The sequence below is a fragment of the Micromonospora sp. WMMD714 genome (genome assembly GCF_029581315.1).
GTDB classification, from domain to species: domain Bacteria; phylum Actinomycetota; class Actinomycetes; order Mycobacteriales; family Micromonosporaceae; genus Micromonospora; species Micromonospora rifamycinica.
In genome coordinates this window covers 4,382,557-4,406,793 of record NZ_CP120744.1, presented here as the reverse complement: position 1 = coordinate 4,406,793, position 24,237 = coordinate 4,382,557, and the positions used below count along the sequence as shown (strand labels likewise).

Here is a 24,237-nt window from a genome sequence, read left to right as displayed (position 1 = left end):
CGACATGACCACTGGACCACCGGTTCGCCAGATCGTCGGCTTCGCCGTGCCGCTGACCGTCGCCAGCCTGTTCCAGCAGGTGTACCTGCTGGTCGACAGCATCGTCGTCGGGCGCTACGTCGGCATCGACGGGCTCGCCGCGGTCGGCGCGAGCGGACCACTGTTCTACCTGCTGAACGCGATGTTCATCGGGTTGGGGACCGCGTTCACCATCCGGCTGGCGCACCTGCGCGGCGCGCGGCAGGACCGGGAGCGACGCGACGTCGTGGTGGCCCTGGCCACGGTCACGGTCTGCTGGGCGCTGGGCTGCATGCTGCTGGTCACCGTGCTGGCCGGGCCGGTCCTGGCGCTGATGGGCATCACGGGTGACCTGGCGGAGCAGTGCGCCCACTTCATCGGGGTGCTGTCCGTCGGGTTCCCCGGCATCTTCGGATCCGCCGCGGTCAGCGCCTACCTGCGCGGGTTGGGCAACTCGCGGGCGGCGATGTGGGTGCAGGCGTCCGGGAACCTGATCAACATCGCGCTGGCGTTGTTCTTCGTCGGCGGGCTCGGGCTCGGCATCGGCGGCGCCGCGATGGCGACCGCGACGGCGACCACGGTGGCGATGGTGGTGGGTGTCGTCGCGGCGGGACGGCTCTATCCGCTGCCCCGGGGCCGGCCCAGCCGTAGGGCGGTGACCGGTGAGCTGTCCGACGCCACCCGGCTCGGCTTTCCGCTGGCCACCCAGCACATCATCCTCGCCGCCGGGATCATGGTGCTGGTCTGGATCATCGAGGCGTACGGCGAGGTGGTGATGGCGGCGTTCACCATCGTCTCGCGGATCGAGGCGTTCACCGCCCTGCCCTTCCTGTCGCTGTCCGGCGCGATGGTGACGTTCGCGGCGCAGAACCTCGGCGCCGGCCACACCGAGCGGGCGCGGTACGGCCTGCTGCGGGCGCTCGGGCTGACCGTCGGCCTGACGGTGCTGGTCTCCATCGTGGTCGTCGTGGCGCACCGCCCCATCGCCGCGCTGTTCACCGACGACGAGGCGACCCGCCGGGTCACCGGGCAGTACCTCGTGATCATCTTTCCGTTCCTGGCGCTCTACACCGTCATGGTCGTGCTGCACGGCTACCTCAACGGCGCCCGGCGGACGACCGCACCGCTGATCTGCACCATCGTCGCCTTCGTCATGGTGCAGCTCCCCTTCGCCTACCTGCTCAACGGGCCGCTGGGCATCCAGGCCGTGATGTGGGCCGTGGTCGCGAGCTGGACCACCGGGCTGACGTACACGGTCTTCTGCCTGCGTCGCGTCCTGGCGCCGCCGCGTGCCCCGCTCGCCGACACTCCGTCCCGCTCCGTGGAGGTGCCCAGCTCACCATGATCACCATGCGTACGACCGAGGTGGAGTTCCACGGTGGCCGTGTCCGCACCGCCCCGCTGACCTGGGGACAGGAGGTCATCTGGGACCTCATGCGCGACTGGGAGAACGCCCGGACCTTCGCCGTGCTCACCCGCTGGATGCCGGTCCCCCTGGTGCTGGGCCTCGACGCCGTGCGGGAGGGCATCGGCGACCTGATGCGGCGGCACGAGGCGCTCCGGACGCGGTACCACCGCACGCCCACCGGCGACGGCACCCAGGAGGTGCTCGCCGCCGGGTCGCTGCCGGTCGAACTCGTCGACCGGTCGATCGAGGACCCCACGGACTGGACGGACATCGTCACCGAGTGCCTGGCCCGCAACGCCGCGGGCGGCTTCGACCACGAGACCGACCTGCCGGTCCGCTTCTCGGTGATCCTCCAGGACGGCATCCCGATCCTGCTCACCTTCGCCGTCTCCCACCTGTCCGCGGACTTCATCAGCGCCGACCTGCTCGTCGCCGACCTGACCGCGCTGCTGCGCGCCCGGGTGGACGGCAGGCCGGTACCCCCGGCCCGGCCGGCGCTCCAGCCGGCCGACCTGGCGGCCCGCGAGGAGCGGCCGGAGGGGCAGCTGCTGGACATCGAGGCGACGAGGTTCATCCAGCGGCAGCTCAGCCGCACCCACCCGGACATGCTGCCGCCGCGGGCGACGCCCGTCACGCCACGGTTCCACCGGGGGCAACTGGAGTCCGACGCCGTCGCGATGGCGGTGGGACCGGCGGCCCGCCGGTACCGGACGACCCCCTCCACGATCCTGCTGTCCGTCTTCACGGCGCTGATGCGCAGTGTCCTCCCGGGGCCGGTCTGTCCGGTCGACATCATGCTGAGCAACCGCATGGAGCCTGAGCTGGCCACCATGGTGTGCAGTCTCAGCCAGGGCATCATGACGGTGGTCGAGCTGGGCGGCGACTCGTTCGCCGAGCTGGTCGCGCAGTGCACGGCCGTGCTGACCGAGGCGCGCAGCCACGGTCGGCACCGCCAACGCACCACCCTGGGACTGATCAGCAGGGCGGCCGCCCGACGCGGGTGCCAGTTCAACGACATCTGGTCGCAGCTTCCCGGACGCCCCCGCCCACCCGCCACCCTCGCGGAGCTGTCGGCGGTCACCGCCAGCAGCAGCTTCTCCTGGGTCGAGCGGGTAGCGGAAAAGAACAAGGATCTCTTCATGGGCATCCGGGGCACCGCGGAGCGCATCCACCTGTCCCTCTTCGTCGACACGGCCCTGCTGCCCCCCGGCGACATCCGGGCCTTCCTCGACACCTTCGAACGGACCGTCGTGACCCTCGCCTTCGAGGACGTCCCGCTGGACCAGGTCGCGCGCTGGTTCACCGAGAGCTGTGCCCGGTACGCCCGGGACCGGTGACGAACGGTCCGGGCGGCTAACGGGCGCGGGCCCGCGGCAGGACGAGGTGGTCGAGCAGCTGGGTCAACCCGTCCTCGCGCGGCGCCACCTCCAGCGCCCGGTCGTCGGTGAGGATCGCCTGCTGGAGCAGGTGCAGCCGCTTGGACGGCTCCAACCCCAGCTCCTGCACCATCGACGCCCGCAGCCGGTGGAACACCGCCAGCGCCTCGCGGCGCTGGCCGCTGCGGTGCAGCGCCACCATCAGCTGCGCGCACAGGTTCTCGTTCAGCCGGTGCTCGGCGATCAGCAGGGTGAGGTCGGCCAGCACGTCCTGGTGGTGACCGAGTCGCAGGCGCGCCTCGATGCACTGCTCGACGGTGGCGAGCCGGGTCTCCTCCAGCGCCTTGAGCCGGGGCCCGGCCACCACGCCGGTACGCACGTCGGCCAGCGCCGGCCCGCGCCAGAGGGCACAGGCGCGTACCAGCAGGGCCGCCGCGTCGACGTGGTCACCGGCCGCCAGCGCACGCCGGCCGGCCGAGGCCAACTGCTCGAACCGGCGCAGGTCGAACTCGTCCGGGCCGACCCGTAGCAGGTAGCCGCCGGGGACGGTGACCAGCACCCGCCGGGCCACCTCGGCGACCGGCACGTCGAGCAGGGCGGCGAAGCACTTGCGGAGCTGGAGCACGTACGTCTGGAGGGTGGTCGGCGCGCTGACCGGTGGGGACGTCCCCCACAGCTCCCTGGTCAACGCGGTGGCCGGCACGGTCTGGTCAGCGTGGAGCAACAGCAGGCCCAGCACGCTACGAGGCTTCGGGGCGGTCGGCGTGGCGGTGCGACCGGAGCGGGCGAGCACGAGCGGTCCCAGGATCTGGATCTCCATGGCCTCTCCCCCGGAAAGCGATCTGCATTCTGCGCGACGTGCTGCGGGGACACCCGAAAAAATGCGACAGCCCTACCCATCAGCATAGATGGACGTCAGGTTCGACTGCGATGCTAGCGGGTTTTCGGGCCGCCGTCGTCGATTGTTCGAGCCGTCTTCGAGGACGGCCCGGCGCGGCGCAGCGCGGCGACCCCGGTGCGCCACAGGATGTCCGGGCGACGCAGCCGGTCGGGACCGGCCGTCAGGTTGACGACCTCCAGGAAGGCCCGGTGCACCACCTCGTCGGTCACCGTCGCGTTCTGCACCGCCTCGGCCAGGCCACGGCGCAGCCGCCAGCCGAACGGTCGGGCGGTGGTCACGTGCGGGAGGTAGCAGTCCTGTGCGGCGGAGAAGTCCCAGGCGTCGTCCACCACCGCACGCACCCGCCGGAAGTACCCGTGCGCCGGCCCGTCCGGCGCGCCGGGCTCGGCCAGCCACTCGGCCAACGCGAGGGCCTGCATCGCCGCCACCGAGATGCCCTGCCCATAGGTCGGGTTGAACGAGGCGACCGCGTCGCCGATCGCGACCAGGCCGGCCGGGAACCGGTCCAGCCGGTCGAACTCGCGGCGGACGCTGTCCGGGAAACGGTGCACGCGCACCTCGTCGGCCGGCTCGCACGCCGCCGGCAGCGCCTGGAGCGCAGGGGCCGGATCCGCGCGGCAGCGGGCCAGGAACTCGCCCAGGTCACGGCCCGGCCGCCGGTCGCCGTAGCCGCTGACCAGCGTCAGCCAACGGTTCCCCTCGACCGGGGTCATCGAGCTGGGTCCGGTCAGCGCCCTGCTCGGCGTGTAGACCGAGTACACCGCCACGTGCCCGGCCAGCCGCTGGCCGGGCTCCCGGTGGAACAGGCAGGTGGCGTAGCCGAGGTCCAGGGCCATCCGGCGCTTGTCCGGCGCCGGGTAACCGATCCGGCCCAACCAGTCGGCCAGCCGGCTGGACCGCCCGGTCGCGTCCACCACCAGGGTCGCGCCGTGGCGCTGGGCACCGGTGGCGCCCGGCGGGCGGACCAGCGCCCCGTCCACCCGGCCGGCGGTCGCGGTGAGCCCGACGGCGGTGCCCCCGACCAGGGCGACGTTCGGCAGCGCGAGGACCCGCCGACGGATGTGCCACTCCAGGAACGGGCGCGACACGCTGACCACGCTGCCGCCGCGCACCGGGACCTTGGCCCGGCCGTTGAGGAACCACTGCGCCCCGCCGGGACCGCTGGTGACCAGCTGGCCGCCCTCGCGCACCAGTTGCCGGACGATGCCGGGCAGCAGCCGGTCGATGACGGTCCGACCCCGGCCGAGCAGGGTGTGCGCCTGGCTGCCGTGCGGCGTGCCGCGGCGGAGCACCGGCGCGTCCTCCAGCAGGTCGGGTTCGACGATCCACACCTGCTCGGCGTGGTCGGCCAGGACCCGCGCGGCGACCAGGCCGGCGATGCTGCCGCCGAGGACGAGGGCGGTCTCCATCAGCGGCGCACCCGGCGGTGGGCGATCGCCAGCACGTGACCGGGCAGCTCCCGGTGGGTGACCAGGACGTCGGGGTCGTCGACGGTGGAGCGCCAGGCCGGCGGCTGCGGCGGGGCGGTGCGCAACCGCAGCAGCCGGCCCCCGCGCAGCCCGGTGCCGTACAGCTTGGCCACCGCCTCCTTACCGGTCCACAGGGACAGGAAGCCGACGTCGAGACGCTCGACCGGCTGCCCCCGGAGCCAGTCGGTGTCCTCGGCGGCGAACCACCGTCGGCTCAGCGCGAGCGCGGGCAGCTGTCGCACCGCCTCCACGTCGACGCCGACCGGTCCGAGCCGGGACACCGCCACCGCGACCAGTCCACCGGTGTGGCTGACGCTGGCGTGCCACCCGGCGGCGACGCCGCGCAGCAGCGGCGCACCCCGGGCCGCCCGGTCGACCACGACCGCGTCCACCGGGGCACCGGCCATCGCCGCGGCCGTCCCGGCCAGCAGGGCCCGGGCCGTCACCCGTCCGTCGCCCGCGCGGCGGTCCAGCCGCACCACCAGATCCGGTGGCACCGCGGTCAGCACCACACCCACCCGGCCCCCACAGGTCCGTTCCGAGAATTGTCAGCACACCCCGGCCGATGCGAGGATCCGTCGGACCGGTGTCGACGATACCGAGGTGGCACGCCTTTCCGACCCGCGCTTCTCTGGACATTCACTAGAGCCTCAGTGGAGAACGATGACGCCGTCGCAGCACGAGGTCCCGGAACCCCTTTCCGACCGGTCCCGGAATCCGGTTCCGCCACGGCACGGGCCACGGCCGGGGCGGGACGGCGACTATTTCCGCAAGCGGCTGCTCAACGTCCTCTGTGCCACCTGGACGGCGCAGGCCTGCTCGGTGTTCGCCCTGCTCGGCCTGCCCGACCGGATCGCCGGGGGCACCACGGGCGGGGCCGAGCTGGCCGCCGCCGCCGGACTGGACCCGGTCGCGCTCCGCCGGCTGCTCGCCGCGCTCGCCGACGCCGGTGTGCTGCGCCAGACCGGCCCCGACCACGTCGAGCTGACCGGCATGGGCGAGTATCTGCGCTCCGACGTGCCCGGCTCGGTCCGGGACACCGCCGTGCTCTACGGCCAGGAGGTCTTCACCTCGTTCGCCGGGCTGCTGGAGACCGTCCGCACCGGCCGGCCCGCCTTCACCGAGCGCTTCGGCGAGCCCTTCTACCAGTACCTCGATGGTCATCCGGCGGTGGCCGCGACCTTCCTCGGCGCGATGTCCGCCGTCCCCGAACCACCACCGCCCCCGCCCGGCCTGTTCGACGGCGTCCGCACGGTGGTGGACGTCGGTGGCGGTGACGGGGGCCTGCTCGTCAGCGTCCTCGCCGACCGCCCGCACGTGCGCGGGGTTCTCGTGGAGCTGCCGGAGGCCGCCGCCCGGGGGCGCGAGCGGCTCGCCGACGCCGGTGTGCTCGACCGGGTGGACGTCGTCGTCGGCAGCTTCTTCGACCACGTGCCCCCGGGGGGCGACCTCTACGTGCTGCGCCGGGTGCTGCACAACTGGGACGACGGCAACGCCGCCCGGGTGCTGGCCCGGGTCCGCGCGGCGATGCCGGCCGACGCCCGGCTGCTGGTGCTGGAGGAGCTGCTGCCCGCACGACCCGAGCAGTCCGGTGCCGGCGCGGGCGCCTGGGCAGCGCCCCGCAACCGGATCGTGGATCTGCTGATGCTGGTCCTCATGGAGGGCCGGGACCGCACCGCCGAGGAGTACGGGCGGCTACTCGCGGACGCCGGCTTCACGGTCACCGGCGTGACCGGGGGTGCGATCGAGGCGGTCCCCGCCTGAGCCGGCCGGCTACCCGCCGCACGCCGCGAGATAGCCGCCGACCGCGTCGGCGGCGACGAGCGTGCCGTGCGGCTCGGCGCGCATCCGCTCGCCGAGTTCGGCCGCGCGCCGCCGGAGCGGCTCAGCGGTCAGCCGGGTCATCCCCGCCCGCAGCACCTGCTCGGACAGCTCGGTGAACCGCACGTGCACACCGGCACCGAGCCGCTCCAGCTGGCGGCCCCAGAACGGCTGGTCGGCGAAGGACGAGCAGACCATCGTCGGGATGCCGGCGCGCACCCCGGCGGCGGTGATGGTGGCGCTGCCGTGGTGCACCACCATGGCGCAGCGCGGCAGCACCAGGTCGTAGTCCACGTAGGGCAGCACCCGCAGCTCCGGCGTGGCGGCCGGGTCGACGCCGGCCAGGCCCCAGCCGGTGACGACCAGCCCCCGCACGCCCAGACCGCGACAGACCCGTCCGATGCCGGCCAGCATCCCGGCCGGATCCGGCATGTGGGTGCTGCCGAACGTGACCAGTGCCGGCGGCTCGCCCGCGTCCAGCCAGCGCACCAGGTCGGGGTCCAGGGTCGACATGCCGACGCGGTGCAGGTCGGCCGGCGTCAGCCGCAGGTCGCCGACGATCGGCCGGTAGGCGTCCCAGGTCACCCCGGGCACCAGGGTGGGGCTGTAGCCCTGGAGTTCCAACGGCCGGCGCAGCGTGGCCGGGCGCGGCGGCATCGGTGCGAGCCCGAGCCGGCGGCGGAACCGGAACACCTGGTCGCGCCGGTACCGCCAGGCCCGTCGGGCGTAGTGCACGTAGGTCGCCCGGTTCGCGGCGGCGTCCGCCAGCGGGTCGGGGGTCACCAGCGGATGCGGCACCACGTCGTTCGGCCGGGCCGGGGTGAGGTCGTACGCGACGAGCGGCACGTCGCGCGCCTCGGCCAGCGCGGTGGCCCACTGCTCGCTGACCACGGCGCAGACGATCGCCGCACAGCCCTCGCTGAGCGCGACCGCCTCCTCGCCGAACCGGTCGCCGTGCTCCTGGTACGACTCGTGCGAGCGGCGGAGGAACAGGTCGAGGTCGGTCGTGGTGACCCACTCCCGGCCCTGCTCGGACTGCATCATCCGCTGCTGGTCCCAGCCGACCGGCACCACGTCGAGCCCGAGCCGCCGGGGCAGGTCCACCAGGTTGGGCGACGCGCCCATGCGGATCCGGTGGCCACGGCGGGCCAGCTCGGCGGCGAGCGCCGCCAATGGATAGACGTCACCGCGGCTGCCGAGCGCCAGGACGGCGATGTGCATCCTCGTTCCCCTCCGGTCGCGGCGTCGTCAGGCGGACCCGTCGGTCAGGTCGGTGGAGAACGCGACCTCCCGCTGGGCCTCCAGGTCGGCCAGGCGGGCCGTCAGTCCCCGGCGGATCGACCCGTACGCGTCGCTGCCGAGGACGACGCGCAGCGGGGCGGTCGGGCGGAGGGCGACGTCGACGACGGCGCGGGCCATCTTCGCCAGGTCACCCCGGCAGGGCAGCCGGCCGTCCTCGGCCCGGCGGCGCAGGATCGCGGCCGGGGTGTCGGCGTACGCGGGCAGCGCGGCGGTCAGCTCCTTGCCCCGGCCGAAGAAGCCGGTGTGCACCGTGCCCGGTTCGACGATGGTCACCCCGATCCCGAAGGTCTTCACCTCGGCGGCCAGCGACTCGAAGAAGCCCTCCACACCCCACTTGCTGGCGCAGTAGACCGCCGTGCCCGCAGAGCCGCGCTGCCCGGCCATGCTGGAGATCTGGACGATCCGGCCGTGGCCCTGCGCCCGCAGGTACGGCAGCACCGCCCGGGCCAGGAGGATGGGTCCGGTCAGGTTCGTCCGGAGCTGCCGCTCGATCTGGTCGGGACTGGCCTCCTCGGCCGCGCCGACCAGCGCGTACCCGGCGTTGCTGAGCACCACGTCGATGCGGCCGAGCGCGTGGACGGCCTCACCGACGACGCGCCGGATCCGTTCCGGGTCGGTGACGTCGAGTCGCGCCGTCCACAGGGTGCCCGCCACGGCGGGCCGCAGGTCGGACAGCGCCTGCGGATCCCGCGCGGTCGCCGCCACCGTCTCGCCCCGGGCGAGCAGCTCGGTCACCAGTGCCCGGCCGAGTCCCGCCGAGCTTCCGGTGACCAGCCAGGTGCGGGTGGGCACGGTCATGCCCGCGCCCGCGCCGGGACGACGCCGGGCCGGGCGGTCCGAGCGGGGTCGGTCACGGCCGGCGGAAAGACGCCCGACGGGGACCGGCAAACGCCTGTGACATTCAACCGCGTCTCTCCGCTCGATCGGCCGGGGTTTCCGGAGGAACCTTAGTGGAGCCCTCGCGGGAGGCGGTACCCACGGCCTCGACGGCGGGCTGAGAAATGCTTGAATCCGGCCGTCGCCCCGGCTGCAGCACGCGTGGAGACCACATTGTCCCGCATTGACCGGCCCGATGGTCCGCTGATAACGTCGAACGACGCATTTCGGAAATGCGTGCTCGGTAGGCGTGGCAATCCTGGGGGCCGCCGGTGGCAGAAATCGACTCTACCGCCTGAATCCGCCATGTTCGGTGGGATCGCGGTCGATCCCGGACGGGTCGACGCCCGCCCGGCCAGCCGACCGCACCCCCGGTCCGGCGTCGCCGCCGGGCGTCAGGTCGGTGGCCGGCTCCATCCCGGGGACGTCGGCACCGCCCGCCGGCCTGCCGCCCCGCACCATCCCGCGAAAGGAAGGCAGCTGAACCATGTCAGCCGACGACGTCATGGCGTTCACCGTCCAGGCGCTCCAGGAGATGAACTACTACACCGACGACACCGGTCCGGACTCCCTGCTCGGACCGGCCGGCGTGGACCTCGACTCGCTCGCCGTGTCCGAACTCGCGATGCGTATCGAGGACGAGTACGGCGTGACGTTCGACGATGACGACATCGAGACGCTGGCCATCATGACCCTCGGCGAGTTCGCCGCGGAGGTGGCCAAGCGGGCGGCGCTGGTCGCGCAGGCCGACGGGGTGCGGGGCTGACGGCGACCGACGACCCGGGTCCGAGGACCCGCTGACCGTACGCACGATGGCGGTGACCGGAATGACCGGTCACCGCCATCGTGCGTGTCGGCGCGTCACGGGACCGCTCCGGCCCGGACCTCGCGACGATCGACGGAAATGGCTTGAGAAACTGCGGACAGGGATGCCGGGACACGCTAGCCTCTCGATCGGGAACCTCGATGAGGGTCCTATTTTTCCTTCTTTTGAGGGTGGATATGGAAATTTGTATCCTCGGCCCACTTGTCCTTAGCCACACCGATCGCACGATCGCCCTGACCGCACCCAAACCGCGCAGCGTGCTGGCATTGCTGCTGCTCAATGCGGATCAGGCGGTACAGGCATCGACGCTGATCCAGGACCTCTGGGGCCGGAACCCACCGGCCAGCGCACAGACGACGCTCCAGACGTACATCCTCCAGGTCCGCAAGTGCCTCGGCCAGCTCCTGGGTGCTGCGGTGGCCGAGATCGCCAAGCGGATGCTGGTCACCGTGCCCGGCGGATACCAGCTCCGGCTCGACGCCACCGAATTCGACCTACGGACCTTCGAGCAGCTCGCCACCGCCGGGCGGCAGGCCCTCGCGGCCGGCGAGAACGTCGAGGCGGCGGCGCTGCTGACCCGCGCCCGCGACCTGTGGCGAGGGCCGGCGCTGGTCGACATCCGCGCCGGTGCGGTCATCGGGCCACGGCTGCGGGCGCTGGAACAGATCCGACTGCACACCCTGGAACAGTGCATCGAGGCGCGCATGCGGCTCGGTCACCACCAGGACGTACTCGCCGAACTCACCATGCTGACGGCCGAGCACGAGCTGAACGAGAACCTGTGCGCCCAGCTGATGGTGGCCCTGCACCGCAGCGGACGGCGGCAGGAGGCGTTGCAGGCCTTCCACCGGCTGCGGGTTTCGCTCGTCGACGAGCTGGGTCTGGAACCGTCCCACCGGCTGCGCCTGCTGCAGCGGGCGATCCTGGCCGAGGATCCGGTGCTGGAGGTGGCGCCGCGCGACGACGGGCTGACCCAGATCCTCGACCACCTCGTCCTCGCACAGGCCCGGGGACGGTGACGCCGGGATGCCGACCACAACCGGGCTCGAGAACGGCTCGACGACCGGCATGGCCCGGGGCGGTGACGCTCGACAGCGACCACCGTTGATCGATAGCTTGGCGTCCGGTCGGCACTCGCCACGGAACCGGCGGCCGCCCCTGCGCAACCGGCGCGGTCCAGCGGCGCGGGCCACCAGCACGATGGGACGCCGAACATGAAGGTCATCACCATTGCGACCGACCCCGAGCATCCCTTCCTACGACGGCTGCTGGCGCCGTCCTGCGAGGCGGTGGGGCTCGAACTGGTCGTCCTGACGGCCGACCAGAAGGGGTTCCGCCCCCGGGACAAACGGGCGTGCCTGACCGACCACCTCACCCGCCACGTCGCGCCGGACGAACTCGTGGTGTTCACCGACGCGTACGACACGATGTTCCTGCGGGGTGAGGAGTACCTCCGCTCGGCCTACGCGGCCTTCTCCCAGCCGGTCGTGTTCAGCGCCGAGTCGAACAGCTGGCCGCTCGGCAGCGTCGGCCTCGCCCTGCACCGGGATCCGCCCGTACGCCCCTACCCCTACCTCAACAGCGGTGGCTTCATCGGCCCCGCCGGTGACATCCTGGCCCTCTGCGCCAGGTACCCCACGCCGCCCAGCGAGCGGTTCCCGCTCCTCGACCAGCTCCGCACCCACGGTTTCGACGCCGACCGGTTGTACGGCCCCAGCGACCAGTACTACTGGACCCTCGTCCGCCTCCTCGAACCGGACACCGTCGGGCTCGACAACGGCGCGGTCCTGTTCGAGAACTTCGCGCCGGCCGTCACCAACTTCTGCGAGCTGTCCCGCTGGTCGAGCGACTTCCGCGCCCGGGGCAGACAGGCGCCCAGCTACCGGCGGGAGTACGCCCGGCTCCGGACGCGGCTCCAGACACCCAGCGGTGCCGCCCAGGTCCACTTCGCCTCCTTGTTGACGAAGGCCGTCGTGCTGGACCTGCTCGACGAGGGGCAGCTGCCCTCCTGGCTGACGGAGGTGTTACCGCGGTGAGTGAACTGCCGTCCTTCGAGGAGCGTCGTCGCCCGACGCTGCAACGCAACGAACTCCAGCGCAACGACCTGCTGGCCATGCAGGCGCTGGCCCCGCTCTCCCCGACCTACCTGCCATGGAGCGAGAGCGCGATGCGGCCGAGCGGGGTCGTCGCGGTGCTCAACGAGGTCTTCGTCAACCGCCGTCGCTGCGTCGTCGAACTGGGCAGCGGCGTCTCCACCTTCTACCTCGGTCGCCTGCTGCGGCAGCGCGGCGGGCACCTCTGGACCGTCGAGCACGACCGGCGCTGGGCGGAGCTGATCGGTCGTGAGCTGGCCGACGAGGGCCTGGCCGACGTGGTCACCGTGGTGCACGCGCCGCTGACGCCCGTCCAGTCCCCCTGGCCCCACGAGGAGGCGACCTGGTACGACCAGAGCGTCCTCAAGGAGATGACCGCGGGCCGGCCCGTCGACCTGCTCGTCGTGGACGGGCCGCCCGCCTACCGGGTCGAGACCGCGCACGCCCGGTACCCGGCTGGCCCCTTCTTCGCCCCGCTGCTCGCCGAGGAGCACGCCGTCGTGCTCGACGACATCGACCGGCCCGGTGAGCAGGACATCATGGCGCGGTGGGAACAGGAACTCGGCGTCACGTTCGAGCGCCGCCTCACCAGCGGTCGGATCGGCATCGGCCGCCCCGGCCCGGCGTTCACGGTCTGACCGGGGAGGATCTCGCCGCCGCGATCAGCCAGTCGGCGTCCCGGTGGCGGGCGCCCACAGCCGGTCGGCGCTGCCCGCGTCGAGCCGCCCGCGGTAGACGCCGATCTTGTGGTCAATGAGTTCCAGGTTCTCCCGGAGCTCGGTGATCCGGGCGAGGACGTCGGCCCGGTGGGCCTGCATCAGCGCCAGCCGCTCCTCCTCGTTGCCGTGCCCCGCGGCGACGAGTCGGGCGTAGCGGCGGATCGTCCTGATCGGCATCCCGGTCGCCCGCAGCCGGGTGCAGACCCGGATCCAGTCCAGGTCGATCTGGTGGTACCGCCGTCGGCCGCCGCGCGTACGGCCGACGTCGGTGATCACCAGGCCGGCCCGTTCGTAGTAGCGCAGCGTGTGGGTGCTGACGCCGGTCCGCCGAGCCGCCTCGGCGATCGCGATGCCCGGCTCACCCTCCGGGTGGACCGGTCGGAACCGCCGGCCCGGTCCTGAGTCCGGCTTGACTTCGAGCACGCTCTAAATCCTAGCATCACGCTGTCACGAAAAGGCAGTTCACAACTACCGTACGTATCCGATTGGACCTCGATGACCGATCTCAGCCCACGGCACCGGTCGCTCGTGCTGGCAATCTGCTGCGCCAGCCTGGTCGTGGTGGTGATGGACATCTCGATCGTCAACACCGCCCTGCCGCGCATCCACCAGGAGCTGGGCGCCTCGGTGACCGGCCTGCAGTGGACCATCGACGCCTACACGCTGGTGCTGGCCGCCTTTCTCCTACTGGCCGGGTCCACGGCCGACCGGGTGGGCCGCAAACGGGTTTTCCAGATCGGTCTCCTCGCGTTCGGTCTCGGCTCGATGCTGTGCGGAACGGCGTCGGGCACCGGCTGGCTGATCGCGGCCCGCGCGGTGCAGGCCGTCGGCGCGACCATGCTGAACCCGGTGGCCATGGCGATCATCGCCAACACGTACACCGTCCCGGTCGAGCGGGCCAAGGCCATCGGCGTCTTCGGCTCGATGTCCGGCCTGTCCCTCGCGCTGGGGCCCATCCTCGGCGGCGCGCTCGTCGACAGTCTGGGCTGGCGTTCCATCTTCTGGATCAACGTGCCGATCGTGGTGGTCGCGTTCGCCCTCGCCGCGAGGTACGTGCCGGAGTCGCACGCACCCCGGGCCCGGCGGTTCGACCCGGTCGGCCAGCTCCTGGTGATCCTGGTACTCGGCAGCGTCGTCTACGCGGTCATCGAGTCCAACCGGAGGGGCTGGACCTCACCGGTCATCGTGGGGCTGCTCGTCGTCGCGGCGGTGGCCGCGGTACTCCTGGTCGGCTACGAGACCCGCCGCACCGATCCGCTGCTCGAGTTGCGCCTGTTCCGCAGCGTGCCGTTCAGTTCGGCGATCCTGATGGCCCTGTTCGCCCTCTGTGCCTTCGGGGCCTTCCTGTTCGTGACCACGCTCTACCTCCAGCACGTACGCGGCATGTCGGCACTGGCCGCCGGGCTCAGCCTGCTCCCGGTCGGTGCGCTGATCGCCCTGCTCTCGCCGTACACCGGAAAGGTGGTCGGCACCCGCGGTCCGCGCCTACCGCTGCTCGTGTCGGGCACCGCACTCGCGCTCGGCGGCCTGCTGTCCCTGACGATCGGGCCGACCACCGCCCTCGTCGCCGTGCTCGCGATCTATCTGCTCTTCGGTGTCTTCCAGGGCACCATCAACCCGCCGATCACCAACACCGCGGTGTCCGGCATGCCACGCTCGATGGCCGGGGTGGCGACCTCGCTCGCCTCGGCGGGCCGGCAGACCGGCACCACCCTGGGCGTCGCGATCGCCGGCACGATGCTCGGCTCGGTCAGCGACGGCACCTCGTTCACCGACTCCGCCCGCGCGGTCTGGTGGCTGGTGCTCGGTCTCGGCGTGGGCATCACCGCCCTGGGTCTGCTCAGCACCACGCCGTGGGCGAAGGGCACCGCCGAGCGGGCCGCCGCGCTGTTCGCGGAGATCGAGGGTGCGGTGCCGGCCGGCGGCGGGCGCACCGGGACGGTCACCGGCCGGCGCTGAACCCGACAGACCCCGGGCCGGCGGCGCTTCCCGCCGGTCGGGCCGGCGGTAAGGTCATCCGCCGGAGCCCTCCTCGGCCCCGTCGTGGTGGTCCCCCTCCAGGTAGACGTGCTGGTGGCCCTGACCGCCATCCACGTTGACCTGGTCGAGCTGGGTCGCGGCGACGGACCAGGCGGCGGCGGCCTGGTCGGCCTGCCGTTTCGCCAGCTCCGTCAGTGCGGCGCGCTGGCCGGGCGGCCCGGTGACCGCCAGCAGGTACGACTCGACGGCGAGGGACGTCTGCTCCACGGCGCTGCGCAGCCCGCCGCGCGCCACGTTGGTGGCGGTCGCGCCCGACGGCGGGTCGGCGAACACCTCCACCGCCTTCCGCAGCGTCTCGCGCCACTGGCGGGCCTGCTCCGGGCCGGGTCGCCGGTCGGCGGGCGGGTCCGCCCGCAGCGCGCCGAGGACGGGCGAGATCTCCTCCCGCAGCCGGCGGGCGGTCGCGGTCAGCTCGACGATCTGCGCGCTGTCCCGCTGTGCCTCGGCCCGCCGGATGTCGGCGACGGTCGACTCGACCTCGTCCGGGCGACCGGCCGCGTATCCCACGGCACCGCCCAGCACAGCGATGACGAGCCCGACCGCCACCATGACGGCGAGCCGCCGACGCCGACCCGAGTCGGGCGTGGACAGCTGGTAAGACGGCCTACCGGTACGGCGTGACACGCTGTCCCCCTGCCTGGCTGGAGCCTGCCCGCAGCCTAGCCGCTCCCGTCGGGACCGGTCGATACCCGGCGGCCACGGCCACCTGCCCACCGGACCGGGCCCGCGCCGGTGGGCGTCGTCAGGGCACCGGGGCCGGTCCCGCGCGGTCGGTGGTCCGGCGGGCCGACCGGGGCGCGGGGAACAGGGGCCGGCCCACCCGGATGACGTGCAGCAGCCGGTGCGGCGCGACGTCGAGCAACGCGCCGAGTGCGGTCCGGGTGGCGGGGACGTCGATGAGCTGGCTGAGCGGATGGGCGGCCAGCCCCGCCGTGTGCAGGAGCAGCCAGTTGCGCAGCAGCACCCGGCCGAACTCCACCTCGCCGGGCCGGTCGAGGTGTTCCGGGGCGAGCAGGACGAGGACGGTGCCGCCGTGGGCGAGCGGGTCGCCGGCGGCGACGGCGAGCAGCCGCGGCAGTCCCAGCGGACGCAGCACCGGGTACCCGGCCAGCGCCACCCGCAGCCCGGTGGCGGCGGGCCGCGACAGCCCCAGGCACCGGTCGGTGAGCCCGTCGGCGTGGTAGTCCGGGTGTGCGGGGTCCAGCCGCAGCCAGCGGCGCAGCTCGGCGACGACCGTCGGGTCCGCGTAGAGCCGCCGGTCGGCGGCGCGCAGCAGGGCGCCGAGCCGGCCGGCGGGCGGCACGGTCCGGACGGCTCCGCCGGCCTGCCGGGCCATCGCGTCCATCGCGGCGAGGGTGTCCCGCTCCACGCCCCCGGCGAGACCGCCCCGGTGGGTCCGGCGTTCCCACACGTCAGTGGTGCGGAAGGGGGTCGGGTAGCGGTCGACGGCGGGCCGCAGCCACCCCACCCACCCGTGCCGTTCGTCGTGGTCGGCCGCGTACTCCAGCCGCAGGCCGGCATCGGCCGCGACTACCAGGCAGGTCTCGACGAACGCGCCGAGGGACAGCCGCAGGTCCCGGCCGGTGGGGTCGGCGGCGGGCAGGGTGTGGGCGGGATCCCAGCCGATCCGGATCGCGTCGGCGTCGTAGCGCAGCCGCCAGGGCTGGGTGTTGTGGGCGCTCGGCGCCCGCCAGCACCACGGTTCGAGCGCCCGGAACGCGTCGAGGTCCACCTACCGCTCCTTGGCGTAGAAGGTGTAGCCGTGCAGCGGGCGACCGCCGAGCCGGCGGTACTGGGCGGCCGAGGCGGGGTTGTCCCGCCCGACGTACGTGCTGCGCAGCGTGGTGTAGCCGGCGGTGTGCAGGTTGCGGTGCAGGTGCGCGGCGAGCAGCCGTTGGTAGCCCCGGCCCTGATGCTGCGGGAGCACCCCCTTGACGATCAGCACCGCCTCCCGGCGGTAGCGGCGGCGGGCGGCCAGCAGCCGGGCCTGGTTGACCAGGTGCAGGTCGCCCCGGACGGCGATCAGGAACTCGCTGATGTCGGGTACGCAGAGCACGAAGGCCACCGGGCGGTCGTCCCGGGTCAGGTAGAGCAGCAACGACTCGTCCAGCAGGTACGCCAGCCCGTCGGTCTGTCGCCGCAACTGCGCGGCGGAGATCGGCGTGTAGTACCCGAGCTGGGCGAAGGAGGCGTTCAGCATCCCGCGCAGCAGGTCGAGCTGCTCGTCGAGCCGCCGGACGTCGCCGTGGTGCAGCGCGATCCGCGCGCCGTCCCGGTCGACCTGCACCGGCGGGGCCGGCTCCGCCGGGGCGGGCACCGGGCAGATCCAGGTGTCGGACTCGAACCGGCGGCCGAACCCGTACGCCTCGTAGGCGGTGGCGTACCACGGCGGGTTCCAGGCGCTGTCGACGAAGCCCCGCTCGGCGTGCCCGGAGGTGATCACCCCGCCGGCCTGGTTGGGCAGCAGGGCCACCGGGCCGAACAGCAGTTCCCGGTCGGTGCCGGCGTGTTCGGAGATCGCGTCGAACAGTGGTCCCGCGGCCGGCTCGGTGAACTCGGTGAGCCCGAAGAGCTGGCACCGGCGGCCGAGCTTGGCGTCGAAGGCGGCGTCGGTGTGCAGGGTGGTCCGGCCGACCACCGTGCCGGCGGCGTCGCGCAGCAGGTACAGCGACACGCCGTCGCGCCACCAGCGGCGGATCTGCTGCCGGGGCACCGGCACGTGGCGGGGTTCGCCGGCGTACAGCCGGTCCCCGAAGGCCAGGAAGCGACGCAGGTCGCGGCGGTCGGTGACCCGCTCGAAGCGGTGCCGGGCGGGGCTCATCGGCGCACCGCCGGCCCGGTCGTCTCCGCGCCCAACGGGGTGAAGGTGTCGATGTGCCCCATCTCGGTGCCCTCGGCCCGCCAGGCGCCGTTGGAGTAGCCGTCGGGGCTGGCGGTGTAGAGCCGGATGAAGCCGGCGGTGGCGTTGCGGGTGCCGTCGGTCAGCCAGACCATCAGCCGGCGGTGGTGCCGGGTGCGGGCGAAGCGCAGCATCGCGTCCCGGTCGGTGAAGAACGCGATGGTGCCGAGGGTCAGCGGGAACTGCCAGTAGACGGTGTGCCAGCAGTAGCCGTTCATCCGGCGCATGTCGCGCAGCATCCGGAACCAGGACGGGGCCAGCCGCAGCAGCACCAGCGGGTTGGTGTAGCGGGTGCCGCCGATGAACATGGCGCCGGCGCGGGCCTGCGCGGGGGCTCGGGAGAAGTCACGGGTACGCATGGTCACCTCACCAGGTAGCTGTTCTTGATCTTCTGTTGCCCGGCGAACGGGCCGGTGCCGGGTTCGTGCAGCTCGATCCGCAGGTCCCCGGCGGTGGAGTCCTCCACCAGGGACTGGGCGAAGTCCCGCGACACGGTGGCCAGGTGCCGGCGTACCCCCTGGCGGCAGGCGTCGGCGAGGGCGGCGCGTTGCGGGGCGGTCAGCGGGCGGCGCAGTTCGAGGTGGATCACCGGCCGGGTCTCCAGCGTCGCGTCCTCGACCAGGGCCAGGCAGAACCGGCTGATCTCGGCGGCCGACGGGTTGCCGGCGTAGAGGCCGTACTCGACGTCCTGCGGGTAGAGGTTCGCGCCGAGGTAGGAGACCGTGGAGTCGCTGCGGCCGAAGAGCATCAGCAGCGGCAGGGTCATCCGCTCGGCGGCGAGCGCGGTGCGCAGTTCGGCCCGGCGTACCGGGTCGGCCTCCACCAGCTCGACGACCCGCCGGTACGACACGAGCAGCGCCTCGTCCCCGACGTTGTACCGCAGCCGGGGCTGGAGCACGTCACCGCCGGTGACCGTGCAGAGCAGCTCCCGCCGCTCGTTGGTCTCCAGGAAGGTGGCGAACGGGTTGTACTGGAACACCATCGGCAGCCGTTGCTCGTCCGCGCCGAGCAGGGCGTCGCGCAGCCCCCGGTCGGTCTGCAGGCGGCGACGCAGCCACACCGTGAACCGGGTCTCCGCGCCGATGCCGATGCTCAGGTCGGACGCCCCGTACGCCGACCGGACCAGGTCGAAGCGTTGCTCCAGGTAGTCGCGCAGCGCCTCGGTCATCCCCTCGCCGCCGCAGCTGGCCGAGATCCGGTAGCGGGACCAGGGGAAGTCCTCGGCGTCGAGCCGGTCGCGCAGGTGCTTGAGGAACGGCGGGTAGGCGGTCACCAGGTAGTCGAAGTCGGGGCCGAACTCCCGCAGCGTGTCGATGACCTTCCCGAGGTCGGGGCCGGTGTTCTTCACCACCGCGATCCGGGCCATCGCCGCGCCGGTCGTCGTCCCGGTCGCCCAGGCCCCCATCGAGTAGGCGTTGATGACGAACGGCCGGCGCATCGGGAAGACCAGTCCGGTGTAGCCGGCGATGTCCCGGTGCACGGCGCGGAGTTCCCGCTCGCTGCGGGGCCAGTTGAACGGCCGCCCGGCCGAGCCGGCCGACTCGTCGACGACCACACCCCGGGTGGGCAGCCGTCCGTGCCGGCAGCGGGCGGCGGCGTCGTGGGCCACCACGTAGCTGTGCTTGTCGGTCTCCGGGAAGTCGGTGAGCCGGCGGCGGGCGGCGGCCGGGCGGGCGCGCAGGAAGTCCCGGTAGGCGGGGACCTGCCGGGCGGCGCGGGCGCAGACCGCCCGGGCGTGCGCTTCGGCCAGCCCGTCCAGCGCCGGGTGGTGCCGCCGGGCCACCCAGCGCCAGCCGGCCGGGTGTCGACCGACGAGCCGGCTCAGCCCGGCGACCGTCCGACCCAGGATCCCCGTCCCGGCCGACCGGCCGTGCGCCACCACGGCCGGCAACGGCGATTCGACGGTACGCAGGGCGACGGGGCGGTGCGGTAGCTCGGCCATGACAAGCATCCTGTCCGGGCCGTCGCGCCGGATCCTGAGGCCGGATACGGTGCGGTACTGAGTACCCCTACTCGGTCGGGTGGCGACGCGGGGCCGGGCGCGGCCCGGCTGCGGTGCCGGGGCGCGGCCCCGGCGGAGACACAGGGGCCGGGGCGCGGCCCGGCGGCGGGGCCGGTGTTCCCGGGTCAGCCGGCGCGGTCGAGGATGCTCGTCCGGGCCGCGGCGTACCGGTCGCGGACCGTCGGCACCGCGTCCGCCTCGTGGGTCCGCACCGCGCCGGCCGTCCACGGTGGGGGTTGCCGCCGGCCCGACAGCATCCAGGCCGCCTGACGGGCGGCGCCGTCGGCGACGTACTCCCCCGGCGGGGGGACGAGCACGGGGCGGCCGAAGACGGTGGGCGCGATCCGGCGCACCGCCCCGGAGCGGGCACCGCCGCCGACCAGGATCACCCGGTCGACCGTCGTGCCCTGCGCGACCATGGCGTCCAGCCCGTCCGCGAGCGCGCACAGCATGCCCTCCACCGCCGCGCGGGCCAGGTGCGCGGGGGTGGCGGTACGCGCGGTCAGGCCGTGCACCGCGCCGGTGGCGTACGGACGGTCCGGGGTGCGCTCCCCCTCCAGGTAGGGCACCATGACCAGCCCGTCCGCGCCCGGCGGGGCGGACAGCGCCAGGGCCGACAGCCCGGCGTGGTCGACCCGCAGCACGGCGGCGGTCGCGTCCAGCACCCGGGCGGCGTTGAGGGTGCACACCAGCGGCAGGAACCGGCCGGTCGCGTCGGCGAAGCCGGCCACGATGCCGCTCGGATCGGCGGCCGGCACGTCGGACACCGTGGACACGATCCCCGAGGTGCCGATCGAGACGATCATGTCGCCCGGTTCCGCGCCGACGCCGAGGGCCGCCGCCGCGCAGTCGCCGGCCCCGGCTCCCAGCGCCGCGCCGGTGAGCGACTGCCCGGCCCGGTCGGTCGGCCCGAGCACCTGCGGCAGCAGCACGTCCTCCCGGCCGAGGGCCAACCGGACCAGGTCTCGGCGGTACGCGCCGGCCGCCGCCGACCAGTAGCCGGTCCCGCTGGCCTCGCTGCGGTCGGTGCGCAGCGCGGCGAGCCCCGGTGCGCCGGCCAGCCGCCAGGTCAGCCAGTCGTGCGGCAGGCACACGGCGGCGGTCCGGCGCGCGTTGTCCGGTTCGACGCGAGCGAGCCAGCGCAGCTTGCTGACGGTGAAGCTGGCCACCGGTACCAGACCGACCGCCGTCGCCCAGGCCCGCCGCCCGGTGTCACCGCCGCCGAGATCCGCGATCAGCTCGGTGGCGGCGGCGGCCGAGCGGGTGTCGTTCCACAGCAGGGCGTCCCGGACCACCGCGCCGTCGGCGTCCAGGCACACCATGCCCTGCTGCTGGCCGGCGACCGACAGGGCCGCCACGTCGTCCAGTCCGCCGGCCCGGGTCACCGCCTCGGCCAGGGCGGCCTCCCATGCGGCGGGCGGCACGGCGGTGCCGGTGGGGTGCGGGGCGCGGCCTTCGCGCACCAGCGTCCCGGTCTCGGCGTCCCGGATCACGACCTTGCACGACTGGGTCGACGAGTCGACGCCGGCGACGAGGGGCACCGGTCCTCCCTGGGGATCGGTGGGATGGGCGGCGGATGGGCCGGAATCCGTCGACCCCTATTTGTTCAATGGATGAATTATTTGGTCGGGTCGGTGCGCTGTCAAGGCCCGGCCCGCCGGCGGCGTACCGCCAGGACCACCGGCAGCAGCACCAGCAGTACCCCCGCGCCCACCCCGGCCGACAGCCAGCGGATCCGGCCGTCGGCCGGACCGGTGGTGTCGGCGATCCAGTCGGCGAGGACGTCGGTACGGGCGCTGAAGTCGGGACCGGGGTGCGGGCAGCCCGGGCCGGTGCTGACGACCGCGACCAGCACGGCCGTGCCGTCCGGCTGCTCCCGGAAGTAGGGGCCGCCGGAGTCGTGCGGGCACGGGCTGGTGTCCGCGCGGGGCCGCCAGCCGGTCGTCTCGACGACGTCGGCACCGACCCGGCCGACGGTGAACCGGCCGGTCTGGAGCCGGTCCGTCGGCGCGGGCCCGTCGGCGGTGGTCAGGCCGTACCCGGTCAGCCGGAGGACCTCCCCCACCACTGGCGGCCCGTCGGCGAGCCGCACCGGCGGCACGCCGGTGATCGCGGTGTCGAGTTCGACCAGGGCCACGTCGACGGCGTCCGCCTGGTGGACCGCGACGGCCCCGGCCTCGTACCCGGCCCGGCCGCCCAGGTCGGTGCGGCCGACCGTGACCCTGGTCCGGTCGGCCACCAGCCGGCCGACCCGCCGGCCGTCGGGGGTACGGAAGCAGTGGCCGGCGGTGATCACCCAGCGCGGGGCGATCAGCGCGCCCGAGCACCAACTGTCCCGGCTGCCGCCACCCGGCACGGGCAGGCCGGTCATGGTCAGCCGGGCCGAGAACCCGTACGCCCCGTCGGCCGCGTCCTCCCCGTGGGCGATCGCCGAGGCCGGCCGGGCCGCGACGGGGGCGACGGCAACCGCCAGGGCCGTCAGGGCGACCATGACACACTGTGTGGCGAGTCGGAGCACGGGTTTCACCAGCCTGTACGCGCGGAGGACGGAAACGCACCGATGCTGCGGCCCCGGTCGTCCACGGAGCGTCAGGGGCGCCCTTATCGGTTCTTTATCCGACTGATGCCAGCCTTGCGGGCGGTCCCGGGCAGAGGGAAAACGACGGAAAGGGGACGCGGTGCGGGTGCTGATGGCCGACGACGAGCGGGTGCTGGCCGACATGGTGGCCCAAGGGCTGCGCCGGTTGTCCATGGCCGTCGACGTGGTCTACGACGGTGACAGCGCCCTGGACCGGCTCGCGGTCAACCGCTACGACGTGGCCGTCCTCGACCGGGACATGCCCGGCCGGACCGGCGACGAGGTGTGCCGGTGGATCGCCGACTCCGACACCGGCACCCGGGTGCTGCTGCTGACCGCCGCGGCCGGCATCCGGCAACGCGTCGAGGGTCTCGGCCTGGGCGCGGACGACTACCTGACCAAACCGTTCGCCTTCGCCGAGCTGGTCGCCCGGTTGCAGGCGCTGTCCCGGCGCTCCACCCCGGCGCTGCCCCCGGTGCTGGAGCAGGACGGCATCGTGCTGGACGTCACCCGGCACACGGCCTCCCGCGACGGGCTGGCCCTGTCGTTGTCACCGAAGGAGTACGCCGTGCTGCACGTGCTGATGCGCGCCGGGGGCCGGGTGGTGAGCGCCGAGGACCTCCTGGAACAGGCCTGGGACGAACACACCGACCCGTTCACCAACACGGTACGGACCACCGTGATGACCCTGCGCCGTAAGCTCGGCGACCCGCCGGTGATCCACACCGTGCCCCGCGTCGGCTACCGGCTCGGGGCATGAGCCTCCCCTCACCGGCCCGGCGGATGCTCCTGGTGCTCGGGGCGCTCCTGCTCGTCTCCCCGTTCGTGACGACGGCCGCCGAGCTGCTGCTCGCGCTGTGGCGGGAGTTCGGCCCGTCCTGGTGCGCCACGCCCGAGTTGCGGGCGCCGGGCGAGGACTCCTCCTTCGTCTGCGTCCAGGTGTTCCGGCGGCCGCGCATCCCGCTGGCCGTCGCCGTGACGGTCGTGCTGCTGGCGCTGCTGGCCGTCGGCTACCCGGCCGTCCGCTGGTGCCTGCGTCCGCTGCGGGACCTCGTCCCGGTGATCGCCAACGTCGGGCCGCAGAACCTCGGCCACCGGCTCAGGCCCGGCCCCGGCCGCGACGAACTGGCCGTCCTGGGCCGCACCATCGACGAGATGATGGACCGGATAGCGGTGGGCTACGAGGCCCAGCGCCGGTTCGCCGCGGACGCCTCCCACGAGCTGCGCACCCCGCTCGCCGTCCAACGCACCCTGATCGAGGTGGGCCTGGCCCGGACCCTCGACGACGCCCAGCTCGCCCTGCTCGCCGCCCAGCTGTTGGAGACCAACGAGCGCAACGAGCGCCTGATCGAGGGGCTGCTGGTGCTCAGCGAGAGCGACCGTGGCCTGCTCACCCGCACCCCGCTGCGGCTCGACCGGATCGTCGAGACGGTGCTCGACGCCCACCGCGCCCGGGCCGAGGAGGCCGGCGTCACGATCGTCAGCCGGCTGGCGCCCCGGCTGGTCGCCGGGGAGCAGGTGCTGCTGGAACGGCTGGTGGTCAACCTGGTGCAGAACGGCCTGAAGTACAACCGCCCCGGGGGCACCCTGGAGGTGCGGGTCGGTGCGGATCCGGCGCTGGTCGTCGGGAACACCGGCGACGACATCCCCCCGGACGAGGTCGCCGCCCTGTTCGAGCCGTTCCGCCGCCGGTCCGGCAGGCGCATCGACCACAGCGGTGGCGCGGGCCTCGGACTGGCCATCGCCCGGTCGATCACCCGGGCGCACGAGGGCGTCATCGCCGCCTCCTCCACCGGCCGGGACGGGCTGCGGGTCCAGGTCACCTTCCCCCCGGTGGCCGACGCCCCCGCCACCGGGGCCGACGGCTGATCCGCCGCACAGCCCACGCCACCGTCGTCACCGCCGCCGA

General features: G+C 73.6%; 23 protein-coding genes. 10 read left to right on the top strand and 13 right to left on the bottom strand.

The annotated features are described in order from the left end of the window. Window positions 1–4 precede the first annotated feature (4 nt). The gene (locus O7625_RS19020) at window positions 5–1,363 is read left to right on the top strand and encodes an MATE family efflux transporter (protein WP_282340304.1); all 1,359 of its coding nucleotides are present in this window, start codon (window positions 5–7) and stop codon (window positions 1,361–1,363) included. 5 nt (window positions 1,364–1,368) lie between these two features. Further along, window positions 1,369–2,763 (top strand): condensation domain-containing protein, encoded by a 1,395-nt coding sequence (locus tag O7625_RS19015; protein WP_157746956.1) that lies wholly within the window; start codon window positions 1,369–1,371, stop codon window positions 2,761–2,763. A gap of 16 nt (window positions 2,764–2,779) precedes the next feature. Here the strand turns inward: O7625_RS19015 and O7625_RS19010 are convergent, their stop codons facing one another. From O7625_RS19010 to O7625_RS19000, 3 genes are all read right to left on the bottom strand, one after another. Next, on the bottom strand, window positions 2,780–3,622 hold the full coding sequence (locus tag O7625_RS19010) for an AfsR/SARP family transcriptional regulator (RefSeq protein ID WP_282340301.1): 843 nt from the start codon (window positions 3,620–3,622) through the stop codon (window positions 2,780–2,782). A 113-nt stretch (window positions 3,623–3,735) separates the two neighbouring features. Then, window positions 3,736–5,112, bottom strand: a complete 1,377-nt coding sequence (locus tag O7625_RS19005) for an FAD-dependent oxidoreductase (protein ID WP_282340300.1) — start codon at window positions 5,110–5,112, stop codon at window positions 3,736–3,738. After that, the gene (locus O7625_RS19000; RefSeq protein WP_282340299.1) at window positions 5,112–5,681 is read right to left on the bottom strand and encodes a 4'-phosphopantetheinyl transferase superfamily protein; all 570 of its coding nucleotides are present in this window, start codon (window positions 5,679–5,681) and stop codon (window positions 5,112–5,114) included. Before O7625_RS19000 ends, O7625_RS19005 begins: the two co-directional genes overlap by 1 nt. A gap of 154 nt (window positions 5,682–5,835) precedes the next feature. Between O7625_RS19000 and O7625_RS18995 the strand changes: the two genes are divergently transcribed. Further along, on the top strand, window positions 5,836–6,936 hold the full coding sequence (locus tag O7625_RS18995) for a methyltransferase (RefSeq protein WP_282340298.1): 1,101 nt from the start codon (window positions 5,836–5,838) through the stop codon (window positions 6,934–6,936). 9 nt (window positions 6,937–6,945) lie between these two features. On the opposite strand, the gene O7625_RS18990 is transcribed toward O7625_RS18995, so the two are convergent. Both O7625_RS18990 and O7625_RS18985 read right to left on the bottom strand, forming a co-directional pair. Further along, window positions 6,946–8,214, bottom strand: a complete 1,269-nt coding sequence (locus tag O7625_RS18990; RefSeq protein WP_282340297.1) for a glycosyltransferase — start codon at window positions 8,212–8,214, stop codon at window positions 6,946–6,948. A gap of 27 nt (window positions 8,215–8,241) precedes the next feature. Beyond that, entirely contained in the window at window positions 8,242–9,093 is an 852-nt protein-coding gene (locus O7625_RS18985; protein ID WP_282340296.1) for an SDR family oxidoreductase, read from the bottom strand. Between the two features lie 565 nt (window positions 9,094–9,658). Between O7625_RS18985 and O7625_RS18980 the strand changes: the two genes are divergently transcribed. The 4 genes from O7625_RS18980 (at window position 9,659) to O7625_RS18965 (ending at window position 12,728) form a co-directional block, all read left to right on the top strand. Beyond that, on the top strand, window positions 9,659–9,937 hold the full coding sequence (locus tag O7625_RS18980; protein ID WP_067303658.1) for an acyl carrier protein: 279 nt from the start codon (window positions 9,659–9,661) through the stop codon (window positions 9,935–9,937). A 200-nt stretch (window positions 9,938–10,137) separates the two neighbouring features. Then, window positions 10,138–11,016, top strand: coding sequence for an AfsR/SARP family transcriptional regulator (locus tag O7625_RS18975; protein WP_348773957.1), 879 nt, complete (start codon window positions 10,138–10,140; stop codon window positions 11,014–11,016). 195 nt (window positions 11,017–11,211) lie between these two features. Beyond that, the gene (locus tag O7625_RS18970) at window positions 11,212–12,033 is read left to right on the top strand and encodes a glycosyltransferase domain-containing protein (RefSeq protein WP_282340294.1); all 822 of its coding nucleotides are present in this window, start codon (window positions 11,212–11,214) and stop codon (window positions 12,031–12,033) included. Beyond that, window positions 12,030–12,728 carry a class I SAM-dependent methyltransferase gene (locus tag O7625_RS18965; protein WP_282340293.1) on the top strand — a complete coding sequence of 233 codons (699 nt, stop codon included), beginning with the start codon at window positions 12,030–12,032 and terminating at the stop codon, window positions 12,726–12,728. The genes O7625_RS18970 and O7625_RS18965 overlap by 4 nt, the downstream gene beginning before the upstream one ends. A gap of 24 nt (window positions 12,729–12,752) precedes the next feature. Here the strand turns inward: O7625_RS18965 and O7625_RS18960 are convergent, their stop codons facing one another. Continuing rightward, window positions 12,753–13,232: a MerR family transcriptional regulator gene (locus O7625_RS18960; protein ID WP_282340291.1), complete on the bottom strand. Its 480-nt coding sequence runs from the start codon at window positions 13,230–13,232 to the stop codon at window positions 12,753–12,755. A gap of 72 nt (window positions 13,233–13,304) precedes the next feature. On the opposite strand from O7625_RS18960, the gene O7625_RS18955 reads away from it, so the two are divergent. After that, the gene (locus tag O7625_RS18955) at window positions 13,305–14,768 is read left to right on the top strand and encodes a DHA2 family efflux MFS transporter permease subunit (protein ID WP_282340290.1); all 1,464 of its coding nucleotides are present in this window, start codon (window positions 13,305–13,307) and stop codon (window positions 14,766–14,768) included. A gap of 54 nt (window positions 14,769–14,822) precedes the next feature. Here O7625_RS18955 and O7625_RS18950 read toward each other — a convergent pair whose 3' ends face one another. The 7 genes from O7625_RS18950 to O7625_RS18920 all read right to left on the bottom strand — a co-directional run bounded on the left by O7625_RS18950 (window position 14,823) and on the right by O7625_RS18920 (window position 22,241). Continuing rightward, complete coding sequence (locus tag O7625_RS18950; protein ID WP_282340289.1) at window positions 14,823–15,398, bottom strand: hypothetical protein; 576 nt, start codon at window positions 15,396–15,398, stop codon at window positions 14,823–14,825. A 193-nt stretch (window positions 15,399–15,591) separates the two neighbouring features. Beyond that, window positions 15,592–16,581: a nitroreductase gene (locus O7625_RS18945; RefSeq protein WP_282340288.1), complete on the bottom strand. Its 990-nt coding sequence runs from the start codon at window positions 16,579–16,581 to the stop codon at window positions 15,592–15,594. Further along, on the bottom strand, window positions 16,582–17,670 hold the full coding sequence (locus O7625_RS18940; RefSeq protein ID WP_282340287.1) for a GNAT family N-acetyltransferase: 1,089 nt from the start codon (window positions 17,668–17,670) through the stop codon (window positions 16,582–16,584). Beyond that, window positions 17,667–18,107: a DUF4188 domain-containing protein gene (locus O7625_RS18935; protein ID WP_282340286.1), complete on the bottom strand. Its 441-nt coding sequence runs from the start codon at window positions 18,105–18,107 to the stop codon at window positions 17,667–17,669. The genes O7625_RS18940 and O7625_RS18935 overlap by 4 nt, the downstream gene beginning before the upstream one ends. 2 nt (window positions 18,108–18,109) lie before the next feature. Next, window positions 18,110–19,690 (bottom strand): phenylacetate--CoA ligase family protein, encoded by a 1,581-nt coding sequence (locus O7625_RS18930; RefSeq protein ID WP_282340284.1) that lies wholly within the window; start codon window positions 19,688–19,690, stop codon window positions 18,110–18,112. A 185-nt stretch (window positions 19,691–19,875) separates the two neighbouring features. Further along, a complete protein-coding gene (locus O7625_RS18925; protein ID WP_282340283.1) occupies window positions 19,876–21,291 on the bottom strand; it encodes an FGGY family carbohydrate kinase in 1,416 nt (471 codons plus the stop codon). Between the two features lie 101 nt (window positions 21,292–21,392). Next, entirely contained in the window at window positions 21,393–22,241 is an 849-nt protein-coding gene (locus O7625_RS18920; RefSeq protein ID WP_282340282.1) for a trypsin-like serine protease, read from the bottom strand. 187 nt (window positions 22,242–22,428) lie between these two features. Here O7625_RS18920 and O7625_RS18915 point away from each other — a divergent pair, with 187 nt between their 5' ends. Continuing rightward, window positions 22,429–23,088, top strand: a complete 660-nt coding sequence (locus tag O7625_RS18915; protein WP_282340281.1) for a response regulator transcription factor — start codon at window positions 22,429–22,431, stop codon at window positions 23,086–23,088. Further along, window positions 23,085–24,197, top strand: coding sequence for an ATP-binding protein (locus O7625_RS18910; protein WP_282340280.1), 1,113 nt, complete (start codon window positions 23,085–23,087; stop codon window positions 24,195–24,197). The genes O7625_RS18915 and O7625_RS18910 overlap by 4 nt, the downstream gene beginning before the upstream one ends. Window positions 24,198–24,237: the final 40 nt, after the last annotated feature.

Excerpts from the sequence above, each read along its gene's own strand:
- O7625_RS19020 (WP_282340304.1), top strand. The coding sequence starts at position 5 with ATGACCACTGGACCACCGGTTCGCCAGATCGTCGGCTTCGCCGTGCCG.
- O7625_RS19015 (WP_157746956.1), top strand. The coding sequence starts at position 1,369 with ATGCGTACGACCGAGGTGGAGTTCCACGGTGGCCGTGTCCGCACCGCC.
- O7625_RS19010 (WP_282340301.1), bottom strand. The coding sequence starts at position 3,622 with ATGGAGATCCAGATCCTGGGACCGCTCGTGCTCGCCCGCTCCGGTCGC.
- O7625_RS19005 (WP_282340300.1), bottom strand. The coding sequence starts at position 5,112 with ATGGAGACCGCCCTCGTCCTCGGCGGCAGCATCGCCGGCCTGGTCGCC.
- O7625_RS18995 (WP_282340298.1), top strand. The coding sequence starts at position 5,836 with ATGACGCCGTCGCAGCACGAGGTCCCGGAACCCCTTTCCGACCGGTCC.
- O7625_RS18990 (WP_282340297.1), bottom strand. The coding sequence starts at position 8,214 with ATGCACATCGCCGTCCTGGCGCTCGGCAGCCGCGGTGACGTCTATCCA.
- O7625_RS18985 (WP_282340296.1), bottom strand. The coding sequence starts at position 9,093 with ATGACCGTGCCCACCCGCACCTGGCTGGTCACCGGAAGCTCGGCGGGA.
- O7625_RS18980 (WP_067303658.1), top strand. The coding sequence starts at position 9,659 with ATGTCAGCCGACGACGTCATGGCGTTCACCGTCCAGGCGCTCCAGGAG.
- O7625_RS18975 (WP_348773957.1), top strand. The coding sequence starts at position 10,138 with ATGAGGGTCCTATTTTTCCTTCTTTTGAGGGTGGATATGGAAATTTGT.
- O7625_RS18970 (WP_282340294.1), top strand. The coding sequence starts at position 11,212 with ATGAAGGTCATCACCATTGCGACCGACCCCGAGCATCCCTTCCTACGA.
- O7625_RS18955 (WP_282340290.1), top strand. The coding sequence starts at position 13,305 with ATGACCGATCTCAGCCCACGGCACCGGTCGCTCGTGCTGGCAATCTGC.
- O7625_RS18950 (WP_282340289.1), bottom strand. The coding sequence starts at position 15,398 with ATGGTGGCGGTCGGGCTCGTCATCGCTGTGCTGGGCGGTGCCGTGGGA.
- O7625_RS18940 (WP_282340287.1), bottom strand. The coding sequence starts at position 17,670 with ATGAGCCCCGCCCGGCACCGCTTCGAGCGGGTCACCGACCGCCGCGAC.
- O7625_RS18935 (WP_282340286.1), bottom strand. The coding sequence starts at position 18,107 with ATGCGTACCCGTGACTTCTCCCGAGCCCCCGCGCAGGCCCGCGCCGGC.
- O7625_RS18930 (WP_282340284.1), bottom strand. The coding sequence starts at position 19,690 with ATGGCCGAGCTACCGCACCGCCCCGTCGCCCTGCGTACCGTCGAATCG.
- O7625_RS18920 (WP_282340282.1), bottom strand. The coding sequence starts at position 22,241 with ATGGTCGCCCTGACGGCCCTGGCGGTTGCCGTCGCCCCCGTCGCGGCC.
- O7625_RS18910 (WP_282340280.1), top strand. The coding sequence starts at position 23,085 with ATGAGCCTCCCCTCACCGGCCCGGCGGATGCTCCTGGTGCTCGGGGCG.